This is a genomic window from Streptacidiphilus fuscans (assembly GCF_015690355.1).
Classification (GTDB): Bacteria; Actinomycetota; Actinomycetes; order Streptomycetales; family Streptomycetaceae; genus Streptacidiphilus; species Streptacidiphilus fuscans.
This window is the reverse complement of sequence record NZ_JADPRT010000017.1, coordinates 1-21,252: the sequence shown is the minus strand read 5'-3', so window position 1 is coordinate 21,252 and position 21,252 is coordinate 1. Positions and strand designations below refer to the sequence as shown.

The window sequence follows — 21,252 nt, the reverse complement described above, 5'->3', positions numbered from 1 at the left end:
GCTCGTACGAGCCGATGTAGTACAGCAAAGACGGACCGTGCCCATTCGCAACCCTGCGCTTCTCCACGACACGAGGACGCCGGAGGCTCGCCGTATCTGATGGTTCGTCAACTCGGCGAACCAGCACTCGAACAGGGTTCAGTCAGCGGCGCTACGGCATGTGTGGCGTCGGACCGCGCACACTCAGACCGCAAAACCACCGTCCACCGCCAGCTCCGCGCCCGTGACGTATCGGGCACCCTCGCCGACCAGGTACGCAACAGCGTCAGCGACCTCCGCCGCCGTGCCGAAGCGGCCGAGCGCGGTGAAGCCGCGCTGGAGATCGGCGGCATCGCCGTCGCCCGGGTTCATGTCGGTGTCGATCGGGCCTGGGTGGACCAGGTTGACGGTGACCCCGCGCGGGCCGAGCTCCCGGGCCAGGCCCTTGGTGAAGCCGATCAGCGCGGCCTTGCTGGTCGCATAGAGCGCGCTTCCGCCGAAGGCCACGCGCTGGGCGATGCAGCTGCCGATGCTGACGATCCGTCCGCCCTCGGCCAGGTGCTCCACCGCCGCCTGGGCGTAGAGGTAGGGCGCGCGAACGTTCACCGCGAGCACCTGGTCGATCTCGTCGAATGCCACCGCCTCGATCGGCCCGACGGCGCCGACACCCGCGTTGTTCACCACGATGTCCAGCCGCCCGAACCGCTCGGCGACCGCTGCCACCGCGCTGCGCACGGCCGCCGGGTCGGCGCTGTCCGCGCGGACGGCCCAACCGGTCCGCCCCATCGCGGTGATCTCGGCGACCACCCCTTCCGCCAACCCGGCCGAGCCCTGGTAGGTCAGCGCCACGTCTGCGCCGTCCTCGGCCAGCCGCAGCGCGACCGCTGCCCCGATCCCCCGGCTGCCGCCGGTCACCAACGCCACCTTGCCGCTGAGCGCCGTCGTACCGTTCATCGTCATCTTCGTAGAACTCCTTGAACCGATCTTGGACACGACTCAATCGTCGACCGGAACGCCCTGCGGTTCTGGCGGAATTCAGACGTAGCACTCAAGCTTCGACGCCAACTCCGCACTGTGGCTGCCGAAAACCCTGCCCGTACAGGTCGGGCGGCGGCAGGCCGGGGCGAGGTGTGTCCGCGGGTCCCGGCGAAGGCTCGTGCGGTCCCGCAGTATCCGGACGTGGCCTGACGGTTACTTGATGGACACCCAGTTTTTCTGGTGTGCCCGTCTGGGCGGTGAAGCATACGCGCGCACAGCAATGTGCGACTTCATTGGCTCGACTTGTAGGGAGAGCACGATGCCCAGGTACACCCGTCCGGCCTTGGTCGGACTGGCCACGGCGACCGCAGCCGCGCTGTGCGGGCTTCCGGTCGTGAACGCCAGCGCCGAGGCACACGCGTCCACCAGCAAGCACGTCCTGCTGATCTCGATCGACGGCATGCACCAGAGTGATCTCGACTGGTACATCGCCAACCATCCGGGCTCAACGCTCGCCAGACTGACGCACACCGGCAGCGAGTACACCAATGCCGAGACGTCCAACCCGTCGGACTCCGACCCGGGCGGCACCGCGCTGATGACCGGCGGTAACCCCAGGACCACCGGCGTCTACTACGACGTCGAGTACAGCCACAAGACGGACGAGCCCGGGGCCACCTGCACGCCCGGCCGGCCGGCTACCGGTGGTGACGTCATCTACGACTCGCCGGACGACGCACTGGCGAGTGTCCCCGACTTCGTCAACCCGACGAACGGCACCTTCCCGTCCTTCGACGAGAACGGCTCGGTCTTCCCCCAGGGCGTCGACAAGAACCCTGCCGCGATCATGAGCCTGAAGTTCAACCCGAAGACGTCGCTCAACCCGAAGACGTTCCCGGTCGATCCCAAGACCTGCAAGCCGATCACCCCGTGGGACTACCTCGGCGACAACACGATCTTCCAGGTCATCCACAACGCCGGCCTGCGCACCGCGTGGTCCGACAAGCACGAGGTCTACGCGTCCTTCAACGGTCCCGGCTCGAACGGTCAGAGCATCGACGACCTCTTCTCGCCGGAGATCGACTCACAGGCCGTCATGCCGAACGGCGTCCCGTACCCGCAGGATGACGACTGGGCGCACATCGACGCCGCCACCAAGCAGTACGACGGTTACAAGGTCCAAGCCGTCCTCAATGAAATCGGCGGCCGCGACCACTCGGGCAAGACCCGGGTCGGCACCCCGGCGATCTTCGGCATGAACTTCCAGACCGTCTCGGTCGCGCAGAAGATCCGCTCGACCCCGACGACGCTGATCGGTCCGGACGCCCACGGCAACTACACCACCAGCGCTCCGGAAGCGGGCGGCTACCAGTGGGTGCACGGCAAGCTGGTCCCCGGGCCGGTGCTGTCCAGCGCGCTGGACTATGTCAATGCCCAGCTCGGCCGCATGGTCCGCGCCATTCACAAGGACGGCCTCGCGGGCTCGACGACGATCATTGTGACGGCCAAGCACGGTCAGTCCCCGCAGGACCCCAACAAGCTCGTCACCGTCCAGGACGGTCCGATCATCAGCGCGATCAACGCCGCCTGGGCGAAGACGCACCCGAGCAACAAGAGCCTCATCGTCGCCGGGACCGACGACGACCTGTGGCAGTCCTACCTGTCGGACAACTCGCAGGCCGCCTGCGACTTCGTCAAGCGCTACCTGTGGGACCACACCGCGCAGGGCTACGACGTCAACAAGAAGCCGGTCACCGTTGCGCACTCGGGCCTGGCGCAGATCTGGGCCGGCGCAGCCGCCGCGCACTTCTTCGGCGTCTCGGTGAACAACGGCCACAACCCGGACGTCTTCGGCGAGGTCCAGGAGGGCATCGTCTACTCGAAGCCGACCAAGCTGGCCGAGCACGGTGGCATGAACACCGGCGACCGGAACGTCCTGATGATTGTCGACGGCCCGGGCATCCCGGCTCAGGTCGAGTCCGCCTCGGTCGAGACCACCCAGGTCGCCCCCACGATCCTGTCCGTCCTGGGGCTCAACCCGCGCGCGCTGACAGCCGTCAAGGTTGAGCACACGCAGGTCCTTCCCGGCCTCGCTGCACGCCGCGGGGACCAGTGACCCGGTGCCTCTCCTCGCCATCTGATTGACCGGCAGCACCCAAGCGGGAGGCCGGGGCCGATCCGCCCCGGCTTCCTCGCGTCCGTCCCGGGCGGCTGATCGGCGCGAAGGCGCAGGCCAACGCGTGGCCGGAGAGACGTTCGGGACCGCCGAGTCGTCGAGGGCCCCAGGCATCTGCCTGCCCGGATTCAAAGGGGGAGCATGCAGCCGGATCTGCGCCTCATCCGCTGATCGGGCTCGGGCAACGACAAAGGCCCGCCGACCTGGAAGTTTCCTTCCAAGCCGACGGGCCTTTAAGCCTGTCGGGACGACAGGATTTGAACCTGCGACCCCTTGACCCCCAGTTCGGCGAGTCAAGGGCTTTCGCAGGTCAGCGGGCACAGCGCGCTTGCCATGAGGTCCCGGCGAGCTTGTGTTGTTCGGTCGCGTGCAGGACGTGTGGTCCCCAAATGGTCCCCAGGCCGCGGCCCGCTTCGGGCGAGTCCTGCTGGGCGCGAATCGACCTCAAGGCGGGCCGGGGCTGTCAGCGGCGGGGCTTATCGTCAGCCCCATGGGTGATCACTTCCAAACCATCGTCGACCTCGATGCCACGCCTGCCGAAGCGTCTGCGCTCGCCGACCGTGCGCTTGAGTGGCTCGTCCGACAGGAAATCGTCGTCGCTGAGCAGACCGATTGCGTTCTCGGGTCGCCCTTGGGTAACCCTCCTGGCGCTCACTGGGCCAAGGCTGTCGCTGAGCCCGACTGGAAGCCGACGGACGGCCTCAATGTCGAGACAGGCCGAACGGTCTTCCACGGTGGACAAGGTGACGCGCAGTATGCGACGTGCCCGCACTGCGCCAGCCGGACCGAGTTCTACACCGACTCCTGGGACGACATCGAAGGCGCATGGGAGCCGTTCGGCGAGGCCATCGACACCTGGCACAAAACAGGACGCGCCACGGTAACCTGCCAGAACTGTGGCCTCGATCCCGACCTGTGCAGCTGGACCTGGGCCGATGACTACTTCGCGTTCGCCTATGTTGGTTTCGAGTTTTGGAACTGGCCCGAGTTCAGCCCCCAGTTCCTGGCTGAGCTTGCCCAGGTGCTTGATGGGCACCGCGTCGTCCGCGTTTGGGGGAAGCTCTGAGCACCTCCGCGCTGTCAACCGCGTTACTGCGGTCGGGCCCGGTCAGCTGCGGTCGGCACGGTTGCTGTACTTCCGTGCTGTACAGCAGGACGGAGCTCTCTGGCCCTTGGAGCTGCCGTCATACTGTCGTCACTGCAGGCGGATAGCGGCTGCGAGCGCGGACAAGGGGACATCCATGGCTCGACGTCGGATTGGTCCGAAGGTGGCGTTCCTATACGTCTTTCTGGTTCTGCCCGTGCTTGGCGTCGCCACGGTGATCATTGCCATTGCCGATCGGCAACGCTTCTGGTGGAGCCAAGTGATCACCGGTACTGGGTTCATCGCTGCTCCCCTCGCCATCGTCATTGCTGGGCGCATCCGAGCCCGTCGGCTGCGGCGTACACCCCCAGAGGTCTGACGGCTCCAGCGATGCCATGGCTGTCCTGTCTGGCGCGACTGCCGCAGGGCCGATCAGGCTCGGTTCCGGCGGAATCGGATCCTCGGGCCGCTGCTCAGGCAGAGCCCTGCTGTGATCAAAACCAAGGCCATGAAGGCGTAGCTCAGGTCCCCAAGGGCGGCCCATGAATGCGTGATCGACACGACCCCGCCTGCGGTCCAGGTGAAGCCACCGATCATCCTGGCCCAGCCACCAAGCCGAGGACGTCGAAAGGCCGAGTTTGCCCCACCGCGGAGGGTCTTAATGCCCTGCACGAACAGCCAAAAACCAGCGGCCACGTCAATCCACCAGCCAACCATGGCTCCCTCCCGTCGGGAGGGTACCGCCCGCTGCTGGACGGCGGATGCCCGTCATGGGTCGCTGCTGAGTGGGGCGGTTTTTCCTCGATCGAGCAGCTCTGCCGGCACGCCTCCGGTGCGCGATCGGGGAGGAGCCACCCCACGCCGCCGCCCCCTCCCCCTTCCTCCCGCACCCTCTCCACCTCGCCAGGCTCCTCCTTGAGAAGGGCCGGGGTTTGGGGCGGAGCCCCATAGCGTCCGCCCTGCTAGCGGTGATGACGACGGCTCAGGGCGTCTTGCTCGCGGCGACAGGGCCCGCCTCTTGCGGCCATCCTCAGCACTGCTTGGCAAGCATGCGCTGGCAAGTCGAGGCGTTGGCCGCCATCGCGCGGCCTCGACACAGCCCACGATCGCGAGTGAAGAGGCCCCTCGTACGTACTGCGCTCCCTCGCTGGATCGCGAGGGCAGCCGATTCCGGAAGCAGCTCCTTTCGTGGTGGTTGGTTCCATCGCCGTTGTCGTGGCGCTCGGAGGCAATACCGTTCTAGGCATGGACTTCCGCTCACGTCGCATCGAGGGCCTCCTCGGCAAGAGCCTCGACATCGTCACCTACCACGAGATCGCATCGCTGGAGGGCAACCCGGATGCTGCCGAGGCGGAAGACCTCGACTGGAAGCGCCAACTACTTGCTCAAGGGCCGGAGGGCAAAGAGGAGTTCGCAAAGGACATCGTCAGCTTCGCAAACCACCTGGGTGGGGTCATCCTTGTTGGGATGGCTGATGCGAAGGGCATTCCATCCGCAGTCATGGACAGTGATGTCAGCGATGCCCACAAGCGACACCTCGAAGGGGTAGCGGCCACGAGCACGGCGCCGCCCGTCCGCATCCAGCTTCGCTCAGTTCACAACCCTGCATCCCCTGGCCAAGGGTTCCTGATCATCGCAGTCCCGAAGAGCCCACAGGCACCGCATGCTGTGACCGCCCCACCAGTCAAGGAGACGGGACAAGCACTGCGCTACCCACGCCGGTCCGGCAGCCGCACTCGATGGTTGAGCGAGAGCGAGGTCGCAACGGCCTACTACGGCCGGCTCGCTGCAGTGGCGGACCGCGAGCGGCGCCTGGAAGAGATCGAGCGCGAGTTGCTGTCCTCACTGCCCGCCAGCAACATCCCTCACCTGATCGTCGCCCTCACTCCGGAAGTGCCTGGCGACATGCTGCTCTCACAGGAGTCGTTCGCTAGGTACCGCGACCATCTGCGGGCCTGGCCGACATCTCTGGGAGCCGATTCTGAGCAGCACTACAGGGACGTGAGGATCGGTTCCCGTCGTCTCGTGGTTGTGGACGGCCAAGAGGGCGGCTACGTCTTCCAGCGGGGCGAGCTGCACCGCGACGGTAGTGGTGCGTTCGCCGCTCGCATCCGCTTTCATGAGCGCACCCAAGGAATCAGCAAATACAACTCAGTTGGACCCGGCGCGCTGGTCTACTGGTTGTTGACAGGCCTGCACCTGCTGGGTGTCCACAGCCGCGACCGAGCTGCTGCTATCGGGACAGCGGTCATCCGGGCCTCGGTGGTCGATGCTCCTCATTCACACCCACGAGGACCTGCGCAGCCGGCAATGAGTCCAATGCTCCCCTTGCGCATGGAAATCATGGACCCAGACGGTTTCTCACTTGGGGAGAGCGAGCGACCCTGTGCATACGCCGTCAGCCAGGCCGTGACGTTTCTGGACAACCTCGCTGAGGGCGGAGTCGGCCTGGTACAGGCCGCGGCGCTGCTCGCCGACGAGTTGGTGCAGGCCCACGGCATCCCCGAAGTGCCATCGATTACGGGGGCTGGCGAGATCCGTGTCAGCGGATGGGGCGGCGGCCTGCCCCCAGAGATTTCGCGATGGGCCGAGCAGCACAACGTTCCGAACTCCGGGTGACTCGTCGGCGAGACCCCCGTGCCGCTGGTGGACTTGACCCCCAGATCATGGGGTGTGGCGTTTGCCCAGCTCAGCAGGGGAGAAGCACTCATGATGCTGTGACAGTGAGCTGGGCTTGTGTGCTTGCGTGCACTGCGTGTGGTCCCAATGTGGTCCCAGGCTCGTGGCCTCCAGGGTGCGGCTCCTGATCCGCGCCGGCCGAAGGTCAGTTGACCGGCAAGGTCGTCTGCCCCGGTCGGTAGCGCCACCAGGTGCGCACCTCGATCACCGCGCCCGCTTCGCGCAGAGGACCAACCCACTTGGAGAGCACTTCATCGCCGACGTTCTCCGCCAGGCGCACCGGCGGTGTCTGTGTAACCGTCTGCTTGGCCCGCCAGAGACCTCCGCCCACGAGCCCTCGGAGTGCCTTCGCCACTTCGAGGGGCCTGGGACCTGGGTCGAGCAGCACGACATCTAGTGGAATCTCGTCGCAGATCAGTAGAGACGACGTCCTGGCCACGGGGCTCCTCAATGCCGGGGTAGCCGTTGACTTTAGCTTTGCCGTCTCGCCGCGTGCCAGAAATATCGAGCCGACACCTGCTTTGTAAGGGTTCCCGGGGCGGATCCGGGCCGACCTGCGAAGCTCTGAACTGCCCGGAAGCGGCCCTTGTCCCCGCGACTGCCCGGCGGTCCCTGCTGGAAGCCCGCCGTCCTGGCACGCTAGTGCCGCAACAAGCAACGTTCGCCACGTTGTGACGCGCCGTCTGAGTACGGCTGCGGGTGCGGGAGATCGACGACGAAGAGGGCCAGGGGCTGCGGCGGATCATCTGTCGGGGCAGTGGGTCAGCGGTGACCTGGCGGCGCGCCCAGATGGTGCTGCTGTCCGCGCGGGGCATTGCGCCTGCCGAGAATGTCATCCGCCCAGGTCGGAGGCTGGTTGGCGTGTGCGGCAAGATGATCACCTGTGTTGCTGCGCTTCGCCTGCCTAGCCGTTTCCCACGCTTTCGCAGCCCTGCGACTGCTACCTATGAGCGACCGCGAGAAGGACGCGGAGATCCTCGTTCTGCGCCATCAAATCGCTGTCCTTGAACGGCAGCTCGGAGGGGACAAGGTGACGTTCGCTCCGGAGGATCGTGTGTTTCTAGCTGCTCTGCTGGTGCCGCTGCCGCGGGAGTTCCTTCGTCGGCTGCGGTTGCTCGTCCGCCCGGACACGGTGCTGCGCTGGCATCGTGATGTCATGCGGCGGCGCCACGCGCGAGCCTGCCGGCCGAAGCGCCCCGGGCGTCCGCCGACGGTCCGTTCGATCCGGTTCGTGATCCTGCGCCTGGTCCGCGAGAACCCGTCTTGGGGCTACCGCAGGGTCCACGGCGAGCTCGCTGTGCTAGGCATCAAGGTCGCCGCCTCGACGGTCTGGGAGGTACTCAAGGCCGAGGGCATCGACCCAGCGCCGGACCGCGGCGCCACCACCTGGGCGGACTTCCTCCGTGCTCAGGCCGATGCGCTGATTGCCTGCGACTTCATTGAAACCGTCACACTGACCGGCCAGCGCCAGTACGGCCTGGCCGTCATCGAGCACGCTACCCGTCGCGTCCGGATCCTCGGGACCACCGCGCACCCCGCTGCGAGCTGGGTTGCCCAGGCCGCCCGAAATCTGGTCATGGACCTGGAGGACGCCCGAGTCACCGTCAGTTACCTGATCCGGGACCGGGACGCCAAGTTCCCAGTCTTGTTCGACCAGATCCTGGCTGACGCCGGCATCCAGGTCGTCCTCACCGGCGTTCGAGTGCCGCGCATGAACTCTCTGATGGAGCGATGGGTACAGACCTGCCCGCCACGAACTCCTGGACCGGACCCTGATCTGGAACGAACGCCACCTACGCCGCGCACCGCACGAGTTCGAGCAGCATCGCAACGCCCATCGGCCCCACCAAGCAATGAACCAAGCGGCACCACTGCGCGCTGTACCTGAACCACTCGAACCAGGGTAGATCGCCGACCTGGACATACGCCGTAGAGACCTCCTCGGCGGCGTCATCCACGAGTACCGACATGCTGCTTGAGCTGCATGGATGAGGTTATCGGCAGGCGCAGACCCAGCAGGCCCGCAACTTCACCGCCGACCTCGGCACACGTGTCGAGTCGCTCCGCTTCGTGCTGCGCGACCGCGACAGCAAGTACACCGACGCCTTCGACGCCGTCTTCGAGGCCGAGGGCACGGACGTGCTGCTCAGCGCACCCCGCGCGCCGCGGATGAACGCCCACTGTTAGCGCGTCATCGGCACGATCCGACGGGAGGCGCTCGACCACGTTCTGGTCATGAACGAGGCCCACGCCCGACGCGTCCTTGCCGAATACCAGGAGCACTACAACTCCCACCGGCCGCACAGGTCGCGAGATCAGCGGCCACCTGAAGCCCCGCGCAGCCGCCGGACCGGTCCGTGGGTGCGCCGCGCAGACTCCTGCGCACCCGTGTCCTCGGCGGAGTCATCAACCAGTACCAGTAAGTGGCTTGAGCTGCGGCGATGACTTTCCGAGCCCCACAGGTTCAGGCGGGTCGGGCGGGCGCTGGCTTGTCTGTGACGACCCGGACCGTGGTGCCGTCGCAGAAGGCCACCAAGCCGAAGCGCCAGGGCCCGAAGCTGGCAGGCGGCGCTCGCTCGGGCGGGACAGAGGGCGGTGGGATGTCGTTCGCGCAGAACAAGCGCGCCATCGAGTCCGGGGAGACGTTCCGGTCGCGGAAGCCGTCGGACTGGCGGCTCGGCTCGTCGCCATCGAGCGCGGGTCGAGGGCAGCGCTGAGCAACGAAAGCCCCCGCCACCGGGATGCTGACGGGGCCTCGAGTCCTGGGTCAGCCGTTCGTGAAGTCCTGGTAGTTCGCGGGTATACGAACACCTCGCTGCGCCTGATCCATCCGCACGAGGATGTTCTGCGCTTCCTCCCACTCCAGGTCGCCCATGATGTGGATCTCGGCGAGTAGGCGGGTGGTGTCCCAGACCAGGATGTTCTTCTGTCCAGCGAGGCGTCGCGCGTCCCGGTCGTCGGTGAGTAGAACCCCGCCCGAGAGCTCTGTGCGCGTCTGGATGGCGTGGATCGACTCTGCTTCTCCAAGGTGGAGCAGCTGATCGGCGCGCGTACCACCGAGGGCGGTCCGAAGGCGGCCGATGCTGTCCCGGTCACCGGCGTGGTTGAGCTCGATCGGTTCGCCCAGCCACTCCTCGTCGATGAGGGGCTTGAGCTTGGGGAAGTTGTGGCGATGCTTCAACAGCTCAGCATGGACGGCCTGAGTGCAGCGTGGTGTTCGGTACTCCAGCCCCACCTTGAGCACGGCCATATCGTCGGATGCAGCGAAGTTGATCAGTGAGCAGGCGTCGGTAACCACGATCGTCACGGAACGAACACCGGCTCCCTGTCGTCCGCAGGCTCACCCGCTGCCCCGTCCAACGCTTCGTGAAGGAGATCAGAGCTGCAGTCGAGCACCCTCGCCGGCCACTGGGCACTGATCTCTCCGGCAACGAAAGCTCGCAGGGACCGCATGGCGAGCGCCTCCGGGAGGCGTTCCCTGCTTTGGTGCTTGACGAGCTGGAGGTAGAGATCGGTCCAGTCGCCCTCAAGCGCTGCCTCGGCGGCAGTCATCCGCGAAAGCTTGCACCGGTCGGCCTCGCTGATCAGCTTGAGGCTCTTGAGGCGCCAGGCCAGGGCGTCGGAGGAGACCAAGCAGGAGCCGACGAGCTTGGAGAACACCCAGGGCGTGACTCCTTCCTTGGTCTTGTCCTTGATCTCCTGCTCAGGCATCAGGAGCGCCGCGGCGAAGGCGTTGGCGCGCATCTCTGGGATGCGATGGTTGGTGGACATGACGTTCTTGTCGGTGACAAGGCCGACCGTGTCGACGTCCCCCGCAAGGTGGTGTCCCAGCTCATGTGCCAGGGTGAAGCGCTGGCGGCTCCACGCCACGTCGGTGTTGATGAGGATCATGCGGCAGTCGTCGGTCCGCCAAGACAGTCCGTCGAAGCCGACGCCGAACGATTCGGCTGCGACGTGGATACCGAAGGCGCTCTCGATTGCGTCGGGCATGTCGTCGCGGAAGCCGTCGGGCATGAGTTCCCTGGCGGCGTTGGCCAGCTTGGGGCCGTCGGCGATGGCGAGCCCACTGAGGGCTGGGCGCGTCCAGTGCGCGAGAGCCTTGAGGTCCGGCTCGATGCCGAGATCGTTCAGTGCGGCTTCGGTCTCATCCAGGGCCTGGGCGCGTTGGACAGCGACCTCCCAGGCCTCGGACGCGCCGGAGTCGTCGCGGGCCGCTAGGGCCGCGGCTGGCGCCTGCTTGCCGCTGACAAGGTAGTCGACGGTCGTCAGGAAGTGTTCAGCGATCGCGGCCAGCTCGTAGGTGGAGAAGCGACGATCTCCACTCAGTGACTTGGACAGCTTGGATGTGGTGATTCCGATGGTCTCGGCGAGCTGCGTCTGGGTCATTCCTGCGTCGCTCATGAGCGTCCGGACGCGGTCTCGGAGGGCTTCGTCCTCATGCAGCATGCCCCCAGAATACCCCAGTTTTTCGAAATTCGAAACAGGCGGTGTTGCTCTCACCTGCGCAAATGATCTGCATATGGGTGAATCATGCTGCTCATGAGCCCCGTGGGGCTGGCGCGAGGGAAGCGCACTTTGCACCTTCTTTCCCCACGCTGGTTGATCCGGCGCGGGGCCTCGTCGTCTGACCACGGCACGCTTCGGGCACGACTGCGTGCTAGTGATGGTGGTGGGGCGTCGGTGTCGTTGGCCACGGTCAGCGTCGTTTCGCCGGGTTCGTCGGGGATAGCGATGGGCGCTTTGGTCCAGGACAATGAAGGACTGCCTGGCGATCCTGCGGCCGGTGGCGTTCCGCTCGGTGGTGGTGCACCACTGTGGGCATCCATCAGGATGACGAGTGCCTTCGGTCTCTTACAGGCCGATGCCGCGCATGGGGTTGTCCTCCCACTTGTCGACCTGTGGGTGCCGATTATTGCGTCAGTGCAGGTCAGGACCATCCTGCGCTCGGAGTGTTCCGATCCGGCATGATCGCGTCTCGTGCTCGTGCGTTTCGCGTATCTCGCGGTCTCCCAGGCCTTCGCTGTCCTGCGCCTGCTCCCGTTGAGCGGCCACGACACCGTGACCTGATCAGGCATCGTCACGCTTGGGGAGGCACCCGCCGTCGGCCGGGGCGCCCGCGCACGGTCGCTTCGATTCGCCGTCTGGTCCTGCGGCTGGCGCGGGAGAACCCGTCCTGGGGCTATCGACGCATCCATGGCGAGCTTGCCGTCCTCGGGATCCGGGTGGCGCCGTCCACGGTCTGGGAGTTGCTCAAGGACGAGGGCGTCGACCCTGCGCCGAACCGTTCAAGCGTCACGTGGCCGGGCTTCTTGCGCTCGCAGGCCGAGGCGATCGTGGCGATGGACTTCATCGAGACGGTCACTCTCGCCGGGCAGCGTCAGTACATCCTTGCCGTCATCCACCACGCGAGCCGGAGTATCCGGATCGTCGGCGCTACCGCCCATCCGACCCATGCCTGGGTCACTCAGGCGGTGCGGAACCTCCTGATGGATTTGGAGGACGTCGGCCAGCTCGCCACGGTGCGGTTCCTGATCCGGGACGCCAAGTACCCCGCCTTGATGGACCAGATTCTGCAGAGTGTGGGCATCGCAGCTGTTCTGACGGGAGTGCAGGTGCCGCGGATGAACGCGGTTATGGAGCGCTGGGTCAGGACGCTCAGGACCGAACTCCTCGACTGCACTCTCATTTGGAGCGAGGCCCACCTGCGTCGGGTTCTGCGGGTCTACCAGCGGCACTACAACCAGCACCGACCCCACCGGGCCTTGGCTGGCGCCGCACCCCTGCGAGCCCTCCCCGCACGGCTCGAACCGCACCAGATCGAACGCCTGGACATACGACGGCGCGACCGACTCGGCGGAGTCCTGCACGAGTACCGGCATGCCGCTTGACCTGCACGGACAGGGATTTCGGCACCCACAACTCCCCGCACGGCTCGAACCGCACCAGATCGAACGCCTGGACATACGCCGGCACGATCGACTCGGCGGAGTCCTCCATGAGTACCGGCACGCCACTTGAGCTGCACGGACGGGAATTTCGGCACCCACACCCGCCGCATGCCGCCGACTCCGAGCCGTCCCAGTGGCGCGAAGTGTCAGATCTGCCGCGGCACTGTCCCCATGCCACTCACGGCTGCTTCCAGGAGCCCTCACCAACAGCCTTGGATTTGAGGCCAATTGGGAACCACCAGTAGCAAGGTTGTCGCGATACGGTGGACCTGCTCGCCCATTCTGGCCACAGAAAGGTGTATGCGATGAAGGTGTACAAGATCATAGTGATCCACAACGGTGAGGCACCCCGGCCCGATGAGGTTCAGGCGATTGCCGACTACGTACAGAACAACTTGGGGCACGACACCGCAGGTGCCGGGCTCACCGTGTCCCGGACTCTTGCCTCGGTCCCGGACAACGACCTGATGATGGCGATCTTGGTCAGGATGGACGCGGAGGGACAGCTGCCCGGTGGGGACATCTCCAAGGCTTTCTTGCAGGAGCTGAACACCACGAAAGGAAAGGTCGTCCTGGGGATCGTGCCTCGAGTGTAGGCCCCTCCGCTGCAGCGGAGTTGGGTTCGCGACCGCTGCAAGACGCCGTGAGCTGCAAAGGCACGAATCGCCTCGTTCGTCGATCGAGACTGAGCGAGCGGGCCAGCACGGCCGAGTCCGGGGCGACGGATTCCCACCTCACGGTTGATCACGACATGCTGACCGCCGATCGATCTGCACAGGAACGCCGCGACAGCGTCGCAAAGATCGTCTTCCCAGGCCGGCCAGCACTTGGTGCCCTCCCGAATTGCGGTTTGTCCCGGTTCCAGAGATTCGCGACAGTTCGCGGCATGACGGTTGAGGTTAGCCACCAAGAGCCCACAGGTCGAACAAGGTTGCGCTGGCCGGTGGCTTCTGACGCCATGAGGGTTTTGTCTTCACGTACCAACGTGAATCTGAGCCGCCCAAAGCATCGGCGACCTCGGATATTGATCACGTAGGCTCCGAACGGCGTTGTGGAGCGCGTAGGGCGCGCGGGCGGTCTCGGGAGCCGTCGTGCCGCCGTTGGTGATCCGATGGTAGAAGTCGATGGCGAGATCCGCCTCGACTTGGTCGTCTACCGCCCACAAGGTGCCTATGACTTGACGAAATCCAGCCAGTTGGAAGGCCCCGGTGAGGTGCACAGCCTCGTCGGCCAGCCTGGAAGGCGCGACCGTCGTATCACACGCCGACAAAAACGCCAGCTCGGCGGAGAGTTGCAGGCCACTGATGTCTGCAACTGTCAGGGGCGCGGTCGCGTGATCGGTCAGGATGAGCTGACTCCTGCTGGGGCGTGCCATGTTTGCGTAGCCGTGGCAGGCGAAGTGGGCGATTTGATGGTTCGGCAACGCATCGAGGACATCGTCCCGAGATGGGGATGCGAGCACACGTGCGGTCGGAAGTACTGCGGACAACGACTGTGCCTCGCGGGAAACGCCGCGGAGCGGGGAGCCGGGCACGTCGGCAACCGGAACGATCACCGTCGCCGGATCACGGTGCGCGGCTGGGATCCCAGCGGGGTGTCCAAGAGCGCGCAGGGTGGTGGTGTACGAAGAGACAACACGGTCGAGCACGGAGATTCCGGCGGGGGCGGCCGTGGCTCCCGAGTAGTCGCCCGCGGCGTGGAACGGAAGCCGAGCCATGCCCCCGACCGGGCACCACCAGATGCGTGGCCAGTGTTGGTCATCTTGGGGCGTGGCGGTGTGGCCGAGCCGGGTGAGCACGGGTTCGCCGACGGCGTGCCACAGCCAGGTCAGGATTGTGAGGATCTCCTGCTGCGCGGCGATACGGTCAAGCGGATCGCGCCGGTTGTCAGCAGCGAGCAGACGTGCGTCGATCAGCGAGTTGGCCTTCTCGTAGGCGCACTCCTGGGTGAGACCGTCCAGGGGCACCACAATCGCCGGTTGCTCAGGATCGCCCGTGGCGATCAGTGCGTCGCATCGCATGCTGCTGGTCGTGATGAAGACCACCGCGCCGCCATCGGGGATGCTCTGCGACAGTTCCCTGATCCCCGGCCTGAGATAGTTCTGGAAACCAGGTAGGGCTCGTGCCTGCGCCACAAGACACAGCCATTGCTCGTGGGCCTGCTGCCGCTCAGTTGCGACCTGCTGAGCGATGCCGTAATCACGTTGCCGGCCAGGACAAACCTCGCCCATGCGCTGGGCCGTCTGCGCGCCGTCCAAGTCATCCAGGACAGAGCGCATGTGGTCTAGGCGTCTTGCGAGTTCGGGGGAGTGTTCGCGCAGCCTCAAGTGGTCCGGCCCGCGTGCGCCGACGGTGTCTGCGGTGAGGATCCCGCGACTGCGCTCAAGAATCTCAATCGCCCTGACAGGGTCACCACTGAGGAGGGCCGCCGCGGCGGCGTCGCCGGAAATAGTGCCGGCCAACCGAGCCAGTTGGAACTCGCGATCCTCGCGTTGCAATGTGCCCGGTGCCAGCGTTTCGAGCAGGTCGACGGCACCTTCGATGCCTTGAAGTGCTTCTGCCGGACGGCAAGTGTCCACGGCCAACAAAGACAGTTCCCGGTACGCCATGATGCGATTGAGTGTCGAGGTTGCGGCCTGCTCCGCCACCTCCCGGTAGCAGGCGTCGGCCTGCTCGAACAGATCCCTGGAGCTGCCGTGCTCGGCTTGGAGCCTGAGCGCTCCGGCCAGGTCGTACAGATTCGATGCCCGCCGCGGATGGTCGTCGGGCGTGCCCCGCACTGCCGCTTGGAGTGCGGTCGCCGCCTCCTCCAGGGATCCTAGGTCCCCTGTGGCTTTGAAGAGTTGGAGCAGCAGTCGGCCCAGCATTCCGAGACGTCGCGCCTGATCAACATGGTCAGGCGGTGTGGCCTGCGACGCCGCGCGGGCGAAGCTGACAGCCTCCTGCAGTGTGCCGAGGTCCCCATCCTCGCTGTGTACTTCGCCAAGGAGGCCGCTCAGATTGAACAGGTGAAGACCGTGGCCTGCTTGTCCCGCCGTGCCCGTGACGACCTCGCGTGCCAGCCTGGTGGCTTCCGCGAGCGCGGTGCGCTGACCGGTGCGCTCGTAGACCGCCCTCAGGCTGAGAGCGAGATTATTCTTCGACCTGTTGAGGTCGGCGTGCCGGGGCGGTGTCGCCGCGACCGCCTCCCGGCCGGCTGCCACCGCTTCCTCCAGGGAGGCGAGGTCACCGGTGCGCCGATAGCGCGAGAGAAGCGCGTTGTGCAGGTTGTGGAGGAACACCGCATGGTCCGTCTGGACCGGGGAACCATGAGTTACGGACTTTCTGGCGGTGTCGACTGCTTCTTCGAGCGTCTCCAAGGACCCAGTGCGTTCGGCCAGAGCATTCAACGCGGTGCTCAGGTTGGTCAGAAGAGTGGGGTAGCGGCGGCGACCGACGCTCGCGGCCACTGCTTGACGGCCGCACTCAACAGCCCCCTCGATCTCATCGAGATCACCGGAGCGTTCGAAAGACATCCGCAACGCGATTCCCAGGTCGCCGAGGGCGTCAGCCCGACGCGAGTCGCTGTAGGCTGCAGCCACGGCCTCGCGTCCGCAAGTTATCGCTTCCCGCAGAACGCGCTCGTCACCGGTCTTCTCGGCAAGGATCTGCAGCACGGTGCCCAACGACTGAAGCGCTTCCGCCCACTCCGGCTCGTCTGCCGGTGCCACGGCCACTGCGGTACGTGCGTGGTCGACGGACCGACGCAACACGCCGATATCCCCAGACCGCTCGAAGTCACACCGCAGCGCGAGCGCCAGGTTGTTCAGCAGGCCTGCGAAAGCGGGGTCCTGGTGAGCCGGAAGCTGCCGTGCCGCCTGCTCGCCGATCGCCAGTGCCTCGTCGAGGGCGGCGTCGCGATCTGTCTGCTCGTAGAACTTGCGCAGGACATTGACATAGCCGCCGACGAAGGTGATTCGAGCCGGGTGGGTCACAGGGATCTCGGCGACGGCGGTGCCGGCGGCGGCGACCGCCTGCTCAAGGTCATGGAGGTCTCCGGTCTCCTCGTACAGGTTCTGCAGAGCCACGGCGTAGTTCCCCGACAGCAGTCCCCGGGCAGGATCACCTGGGGCCAAGGTCTCCATCGCTGTACCCAGGAGACCGATCCCGGCCCTGAGGTCCTGGAGCCGACCTGACTCCTCGTAGGCCATAAGCCGGCCCATCCCGGCGGAATAGAGCTCGCGAACGCTGCTTCGATGATGATTTGTCATGGCGACGGCTCACGACCCCCGAGATCCACATGTCCGCGGTGCGCTGATGTGCCTGCCCCCACCGATGGTAGGGGACTTCGGAGTTGACGTTGTAGCTTTGGTGAGTAATCGGGCATCCGTCTGTACGATCCGCCCTGAGTGACCAACCGACGTATCGGGGCAGCCGGGAGGGAAACGGCATGGGGCATCCCGTGTGGGAGCGCATAGCAGTCCTGTGTGAGCAACTGAGCGGAACGCCGCATCTGAAGCGGATCATCGAGTCTGGGGGCGGAGGCGCTGACCTGGCCGCATTGTTCGAAGCTCTAGGCGGTGTGACTGACCCTCAGCCCGAAGCGATCACCGAACTCATCGATGAGATCGAGCGGGTGCTGCGGAGCGTGGGTCTTAGCGGTCTGAGCACCCGCACCTTCCTCAACCCTGCCTCGGAGTTCGTATTGCCGCCGGGCATGACAGCGAAACCCACCACAGTTGGATGGACTTGCCCCTTGGGGCGCTGCTCTCGCGTCGTCCTGTCCGAGGAGACCTCCAAGCCCCCCGTCTGCGCCGCCAGCGATGGCCGCATGAAGCCGTTCGAGGTCTTTCCGCGATGACGGCCTTTCTCGCGGTGCTGAGCTCGAAAGTCGCCGATCGGTGGGTGCAGGTTCTGCTTCTCCCTGGCCTCTTCTTCACCAGCATCGCGGCGATCGGCTTGCTGACCGGGCAGCATGAAGCGCTCAGCCTCTCGTACCTCACGACCCGAGTGAACGCTCTTGCCGCTCAGCCGACGGCCCACTCGACTCTTGCCGGAGTACTGATTGGCGTCGGCGTGTCGCTGGTCGCCGCTGGCGCCGGGATGCTGGCTGACACCCTCGGAGCGCTTGTCCAGATCTGTTGGACGCTGCCGGCCGATCGGTCGCCTGCAAGCTGGCTGCTGCGGTGGCGCCGAAAGCGGTGGCAAGGAGCAGCTGAACGTCTGAAGGCAGCAGTCCGGGCTGGCACGGCTTCCGCGGGCGAGGCCTATGGGACGTCCTGTAGCGAGGACAAGATCAGGCTCCTCAGGAGGCGCCTTCATCGAGTCGGACCAGCGATGCCAACCTGCCCGACCAGAGTCGCGGAGCGCTTCCGTGCAACGGCCCGGCGTACGGAGAATCTGTATGGCATCAGTGACCTGCCACTGGTCTGGCCACGCCTTCATGCCGTCGTTCCGGATCAGCTCAAGACCAGTATCACGTCGGCCCAAGCTGACTACGCCGCAAGTGCGCGGCTCGCTGGGTGGGGGTTGATGTATGTCGCCGTTGCGTCGGTATGGTGGCCTGCGGCAATCGTTGCCTCGGCCGCATTCGTTGCGTGCCGTATTCGGGCGAAACCAACGGCAGACCGTCTAGCCGACCTTCTGGATACCACCATCGACCTCCATCTAGCAGATCTTGCAGAGAAGCTCGGGACGGAACGCCCGGACGAGGTCAAGCTGTTGGGGGCTCACATCATGGAGCGGATCAAGCCCACGCTCTGAGCCCCGCGTTTGAGCACTCCGAGTCCAGCACCGAACGCCTACGACTGTGGGGGCTAACTGATCGCGCGGCTCAGCCGGCAGCCCCACTTCCTCAATGGCCAGCGGCGATGCCGCGCACGGTCGCGTGTCCGAGCAGGCTCCCCTGGTTTGAAGCGGGCGTTCCCGTGCCTCGCGGCTGACGCACCGGAACCGCAGCACGGCCATGCGGATTGGGCGAGCCGGAGGTGCGGCGCATCCCCTCCAAGGGGAACTTGGGCGAATATCCCGGCATGCCCCAGTCAAGTTAAGTACGCTGCTTTCAAGGACGTCCCGTTGGACGGTGGTCAGCATGCTGAGGGGGTAAGGCATTGCGCTTCGGTGGCCGAAAGGACAGCAAGCCCAGCGTGGAACCCACCCGTACTCCTGGCGATCGAAGTGCCACGGAGCGCCGGGCTTCGGTCGCTCATGAGATACCCGATGTCTCTCCGCAGGCGCTTGGGGGATTTGCCGCCACATGCACGTACGCGCTTCAGGTGTGCGTCAAAGGTGATAGCGGCAGATCGGTCTGGGAGATGTGCATGACGACTGCCGGTGAAATGGTGACCGGCGTTCTTCCTGTCACGCCCGGCCGCCCCAGGATCAATCTGGTAGAGGTGGGGCCGGCGCTGCTGAAGCGAATGCTCCAAGAGCTGGGCGCGAACCCGAAATCCTTCTATCGGCTGGCAATCTGGGTGGGCGACGTGCCGGACGACGACCTTGCGGATGCTCCTTTCCGTGCCGTGGTCTACGACACGGGGGATATACTCCTTCAGGGCGATTCGTAGGCACGACGCGACCGCGGACGGCCAGATTCTCCGTGAGGCGTGGATCGCCGGCGTGCGGGCGCACTACCCCGGCGAGCCGAAGCCCGGCTATATCGCGCCGTGGGAGGACACCCCCGCGTGGGAGCGCGCGTGAGCCGTCGCTGTGTTCGGGCGCGTGCGCGACTTCATCGCCATCAGCGACGGCAACACCTCGAAGCTGTCCCGCGAGCAGCGCGGCCGGTTCGTCGCGCTGTGCTGGATTGCGCAGATCCACAAGCACATCGAGAATCCGAAGCCCGGCTATCTCGCCGACCGGCCTGCCCTGCCGAAGTGGCAGCAGGAGACGGACGCCGACATCTTCGACACGATCGAGCGGGCCGTGTCGACAACTGCGTGACGGAGGTGACCACGCTGATGGCGTCGGGTCTCGGACTGCCTAGAACCGGCACCGGTTGGTCTCCGGCCGTCCGACACTCACGACCTGCTGGACCTGGTAGGCGGACTCCTCGCGTCGGATGTCGTCGACGACCTGGTCCTTGCGCCCGCAGGCGAGAGCCGTCCGCCGTCCGCACGTCGATCACGGCCTCGGCGCGCTTCACTCAGGCGGCCCCGGTGCGCAGCCGAGCACCGATATGTCGGCTGAACTGCACGGATGAGTTGTTTGGAAGGGCAGTCCAGGAACCCGGCGAAGGACTTCGCGGCGAGGGCGCCTTCGCTATGTCGACCGAATCCCAGCATGAGTGATCTGGGCGTCGTCGTGGTCCATCGCTGGAGGGAGGGTGCATGATGGGCGACGGCCGACAGTCCCGCATCGATGCCGTGGACGCGGAGATGCGCAGGCGTCTGCTTCCTGATGCGGCAGTTGAGGCCATTGATGAGTGGTGGCATCGCAGGAAGCACGCCGACGGCAATTCCGTGGCCGGCCACACGAACATCTACCGGCCGGACCGCTGGGTTGGCGTCGCCCCGTGGCCCGCTTCGCTTGCGGACCGCGGTAGCCCTGGCGAAGCGTCAGTCACTCGCGAGCAGGTCGTCGAATCCGCCCGTACCGCCGCCGGGTCCGGCCGTTGGCAGGAGCTGGTCGTGGCTTGCTACGTTTGGGGCTGGGGAAAGCGGGGCACCCGCGCGGGCTCCGGCCCGACACTGCTGAGGGAGCATGTCCTCCCAAGTGCCGCCCGACTCGACAAAGCCTTGGCTGACGCGGTGCGGGCGCTGCGCGAGTCCCGCCCGGAGCAGGCCTACCAGGTGCTCGATCAAGCGCGGATCACGCAGTTCGGACCGTCGTTCTTCACCAAGTTCCTCTACTTTGCCGACTGTGCGCTTCCAGGGACACCGGGCCCGGATGCTCTGATCCTCGACACGACACTGGCCCGGACCCTGGGCCGACAGGCCCGGGCGGTGGGTGCAGAGTTGGGCGTGGACCCCAACGGCGGCCTCGCTGACCATGCGTGGGGAAAGGATGGCCGCCGCCGACGGTGGTCGTCGCATCGATACTGCGTCTACCTCACATGGATGGCGGCCGCGTCACGCCAGTTGGCAGACGCGGTCGCCGGGTGGCCCGAGGACGGGCGCCCCGATCTGCTGGAACTGGCCCTGTTCCAGGGAGCCTGGCAGGGTTGAAATGCAGCGAAGCCGCAGGGAGCACGAAGCTGCACCCAGATGGGCACCGTCAAGCGTGCAACTCCGCCCCGCGTAGTCGACAACACTTGGCGCTTCGTCAAAGATGCGGCGCAGGGACTAGATCTTGCGACTCAGGGATGAACCGCTCCGGGTTCGGTATCGAACGCTGAAGCTTGGAAGGATGCGCTCATGCCAGCGCAGAGGAAGTACCCGGAGGAGCTGATCGAGCGGGCCGTGCGGATGGTCGCCGAGAAGCGCAGGCTGA

17 protein-coding genes and 3 pseudogenes are annotated in these 21,252 nt (G+C 65.9%); 14 read left to right on the top strand and 6 right to left on the bottom strand.

Annotated elements, in window-relative coordinates; all coding sequences use genetic code 11:
- Positions 1-183 precede the first annotated feature (183 nt).
- Positions 184-939, bottom strand: a complete 756-nt coding sequence (locus tag I2501_RS31350) for an SDR family NAD(P)-dependent oxidoreductase (RefSeq protein WP_196197703.1) — start codon at positions 937-939, stop codon at positions 184-186.
- 337 nt (positions 940-1,276) lie between these two features.
- On the opposite strand from I2501_RS31350, the gene I2501_RS31345 reads away from it, so the two are divergent.
- The 4 genes from I2501_RS31345 (at position 1,277) to I2501_RS31330 (ending at position 6,836) form a co-directional block, all read left to right on the top strand.
- Positions 1,277-3,073: an alkaline phosphatase family protein gene (locus I2501_RS31345; RefSeq protein WP_196197702.1), complete on the top strand. Its 1,797-nt coding sequence runs from the start codon at positions 1,277-1,279 to the stop codon at positions 3,071-3,073.
- Between the two features lie 550 nt (positions 3,074-3,623).
- On the top strand, positions 3,624-4,199 hold the full coding sequence (locus I2501_RS31340; RefSeq protein WP_196197701.1) for a hypothetical protein: 576 nt from the start codon (positions 3,624-3,626) through the stop codon (positions 4,197-4,199).
- Between the two features lie 175 nt (positions 4,200-4,374).
- Entirely contained in the window at positions 4,375-4,596 is a 222-nt protein-coding gene (locus I2501_RS31335) for a hypothetical protein (protein WP_196197700.1), read from the top strand.
- Positions 4,597-5,462: 866 nt separating this feature from the next.
- A complete protein-coding gene (locus tag I2501_RS31330) occupies positions 5,463-6,836 on the top strand; it encodes an AlbA family DNA-binding domain-containing protein (RefSeq protein ID WP_196197699.1) in 1,374 nt (457 codons plus the stop codon).
- 205 nt (positions 6,837-7,041) lie between these two features.
- Here the strand turns inward: I2501_RS31330 and I2501_RS31325 are convergent, their stop codons facing one another.
- Positions 7,042-7,335, bottom strand: coding sequence for a ribosomal protein L7/L12 (locus I2501_RS31325; protein WP_196197698.1), 294 nt, complete (start codon positions 7,333-7,335; stop codon positions 7,042-7,044).
- A gap of 254 nt (positions 7,336-7,589) precedes the next feature.
- Here I2501_RS31325 and I2501_RS40805 point away from each other — a divergent pair.
- A pseudogene (locus I2501_RS40805) lies at positions 7,590-7,712 on the top strand (IS630 family transposase); the annotation flags it as partial.
- Between the two features lie 67 nt (positions 7,713-7,779).
- A pseudogene (locus I2501_RS31320) lies at positions 7,780-8,875 on the top strand (integrase core domain-containing protein).
- Here the strand turns inward: I2501_RS31320 and I2501_RS41000 are convergent.
- Positions 8,847-9,179, bottom strand: coding sequence for a hypothetical protein (locus tag I2501_RS41000; protein ID WP_408022810.1), 333 nt, complete (start codon positions 9,177-9,179; stop codon positions 8,847-8,849). The pseudogene I2501_RS31320 and the gene I2501_RS41000 sit on opposite strands and share 29 nt — an antisense overlap.
- On the opposite strand from I2501_RS41000, the gene I2501_RS40995 reads away from it, so the two are divergent.
- A complete protein-coding gene (locus I2501_RS40995; RefSeq protein WP_408022806.1) occupies positions 9,132-9,341 on the top strand; it encodes an integrase core domain-containing protein in 210 nt (69 codons plus the stop codon). The two genes, I2501_RS41000 and I2501_RS40995, sit on opposite strands and share 48 nt — an antisense overlap.
- 322 nt (positions 9,342-9,663) lie before the next feature.
- Here I2501_RS40995 and I2501_RS31310 read toward each other — a convergent pair whose 3' ends face one another.
- Entirely contained in the window at positions 9,664-10,203 is a 540-nt protein-coding gene (locus I2501_RS31310) for a hypothetical protein (RefSeq protein ID WP_196197697.1), read from the bottom strand.
- Complete coding sequence (locus I2501_RS31305) at positions 10,200-11,342, bottom strand: helix-turn-helix domain-containing protein (RefSeq protein WP_196197696.1); 1,143 nt, start codon at positions 11,340-11,342, stop codon at positions 10,200-10,202. The genes I2501_RS31310 and I2501_RS31305 overlap by 4 nt, the downstream gene beginning before the upstream one ends.
- 800 nt (positions 11,343-12,142) lie before the next feature.
- Between I2501_RS31305 and I2501_RS31300 the strand changes: the two genes are divergently transcribed.
- On the top strand, positions 12,143-12,784 hold the full coding sequence (locus tag I2501_RS31300; protein WP_328806777.1) for an integrase core domain-containing protein: 642 nt from the start codon (positions 12,143-12,145) through the stop codon (positions 12,782-12,784).
- A gap of 365 nt (positions 12,785-13,149) precedes the next feature.
- Positions 13,150-13,440, top strand: coding sequence for a hypothetical protein (locus tag I2501_RS31295; RefSeq protein ID WP_196197695.1), 291 nt, complete (start codon positions 13,150-13,152; stop codon positions 13,438-13,440).
- A gap of 377 nt (positions 13,441-13,817) precedes the next feature.
- Here the strand turns inward: I2501_RS31295 and I2501_RS31290 are convergent, their stop codons facing one another.
- Positions 13,818-16,910 carry a CHAT domain-containing protein gene (locus tag I2501_RS31290; RefSeq protein ID WP_196197694.1) on the bottom strand — a complete coding sequence of 1,031 codons (3,093 nt, stop codon included), beginning with the start codon at positions 16,908-16,910 and terminating at the stop codon, positions 13,818-13,820.
- Positions 16,911-17,272: 362 nt separating this feature from the next.
- On the opposite strand from I2501_RS31290, the gene I2501_RS31285 reads away from it, so the two are divergent.
- From I2501_RS31285 to I2501_RS31265, 5 genes and pseudogenes are all read left to right on the top strand, one after another.
- The gene (locus tag I2501_RS31285; RefSeq protein ID WP_196197693.1) at positions 17,273-17,683 is read left to right on the top strand and encodes a hypothetical protein; all 411 of its coding nucleotides are present in this window, start codon (positions 17,273-17,275) and stop codon (positions 17,681-17,683) included.
- Positions 17,680-18,585: a hypothetical protein gene (locus I2501_RS31280; RefSeq protein ID WP_196197692.1), complete on the top strand. Its 906-nt coding sequence runs from the start codon at positions 17,680-17,682 to the stop codon at positions 18,583-18,585. Before I2501_RS31285 ends, I2501_RS31280 begins: the two co-directional genes overlap by 4 nt.
- Before the next feature lie 557 nt (positions 18,586-19,142).
- Positions 19,143-19,388 (top strand): hypothetical protein, encoded by a 246-nt coding sequence (locus I2501_RS31275; RefSeq protein WP_196197691.1) that lies wholly within the window; start codon positions 19,143-19,145, stop codon positions 19,386-19,388.
- A pseudogene (locus tag I2501_RS31270) lies at positions 19,381-19,764 on the top strand (hypothetical protein). The gene I2501_RS31275 and the pseudogene I2501_RS31270 overlap by 8 nt, the downstream one beginning before the upstream one ends.
- Positions 19,765-20,150: 386 nt before the next feature.
- On the top strand, positions 20,151-20,987 hold the full coding sequence (locus I2501_RS31265; RefSeq protein ID WP_196197690.1) for an 8-oxoguanine DNA glycosylase OGG fold protein: 837 nt from the start codon (positions 20,151-20,153) through the stop codon (positions 20,985-20,987).
- The last annotated feature ends 265 nt before the right edge of the window (positions 20,988-21,252 follow it).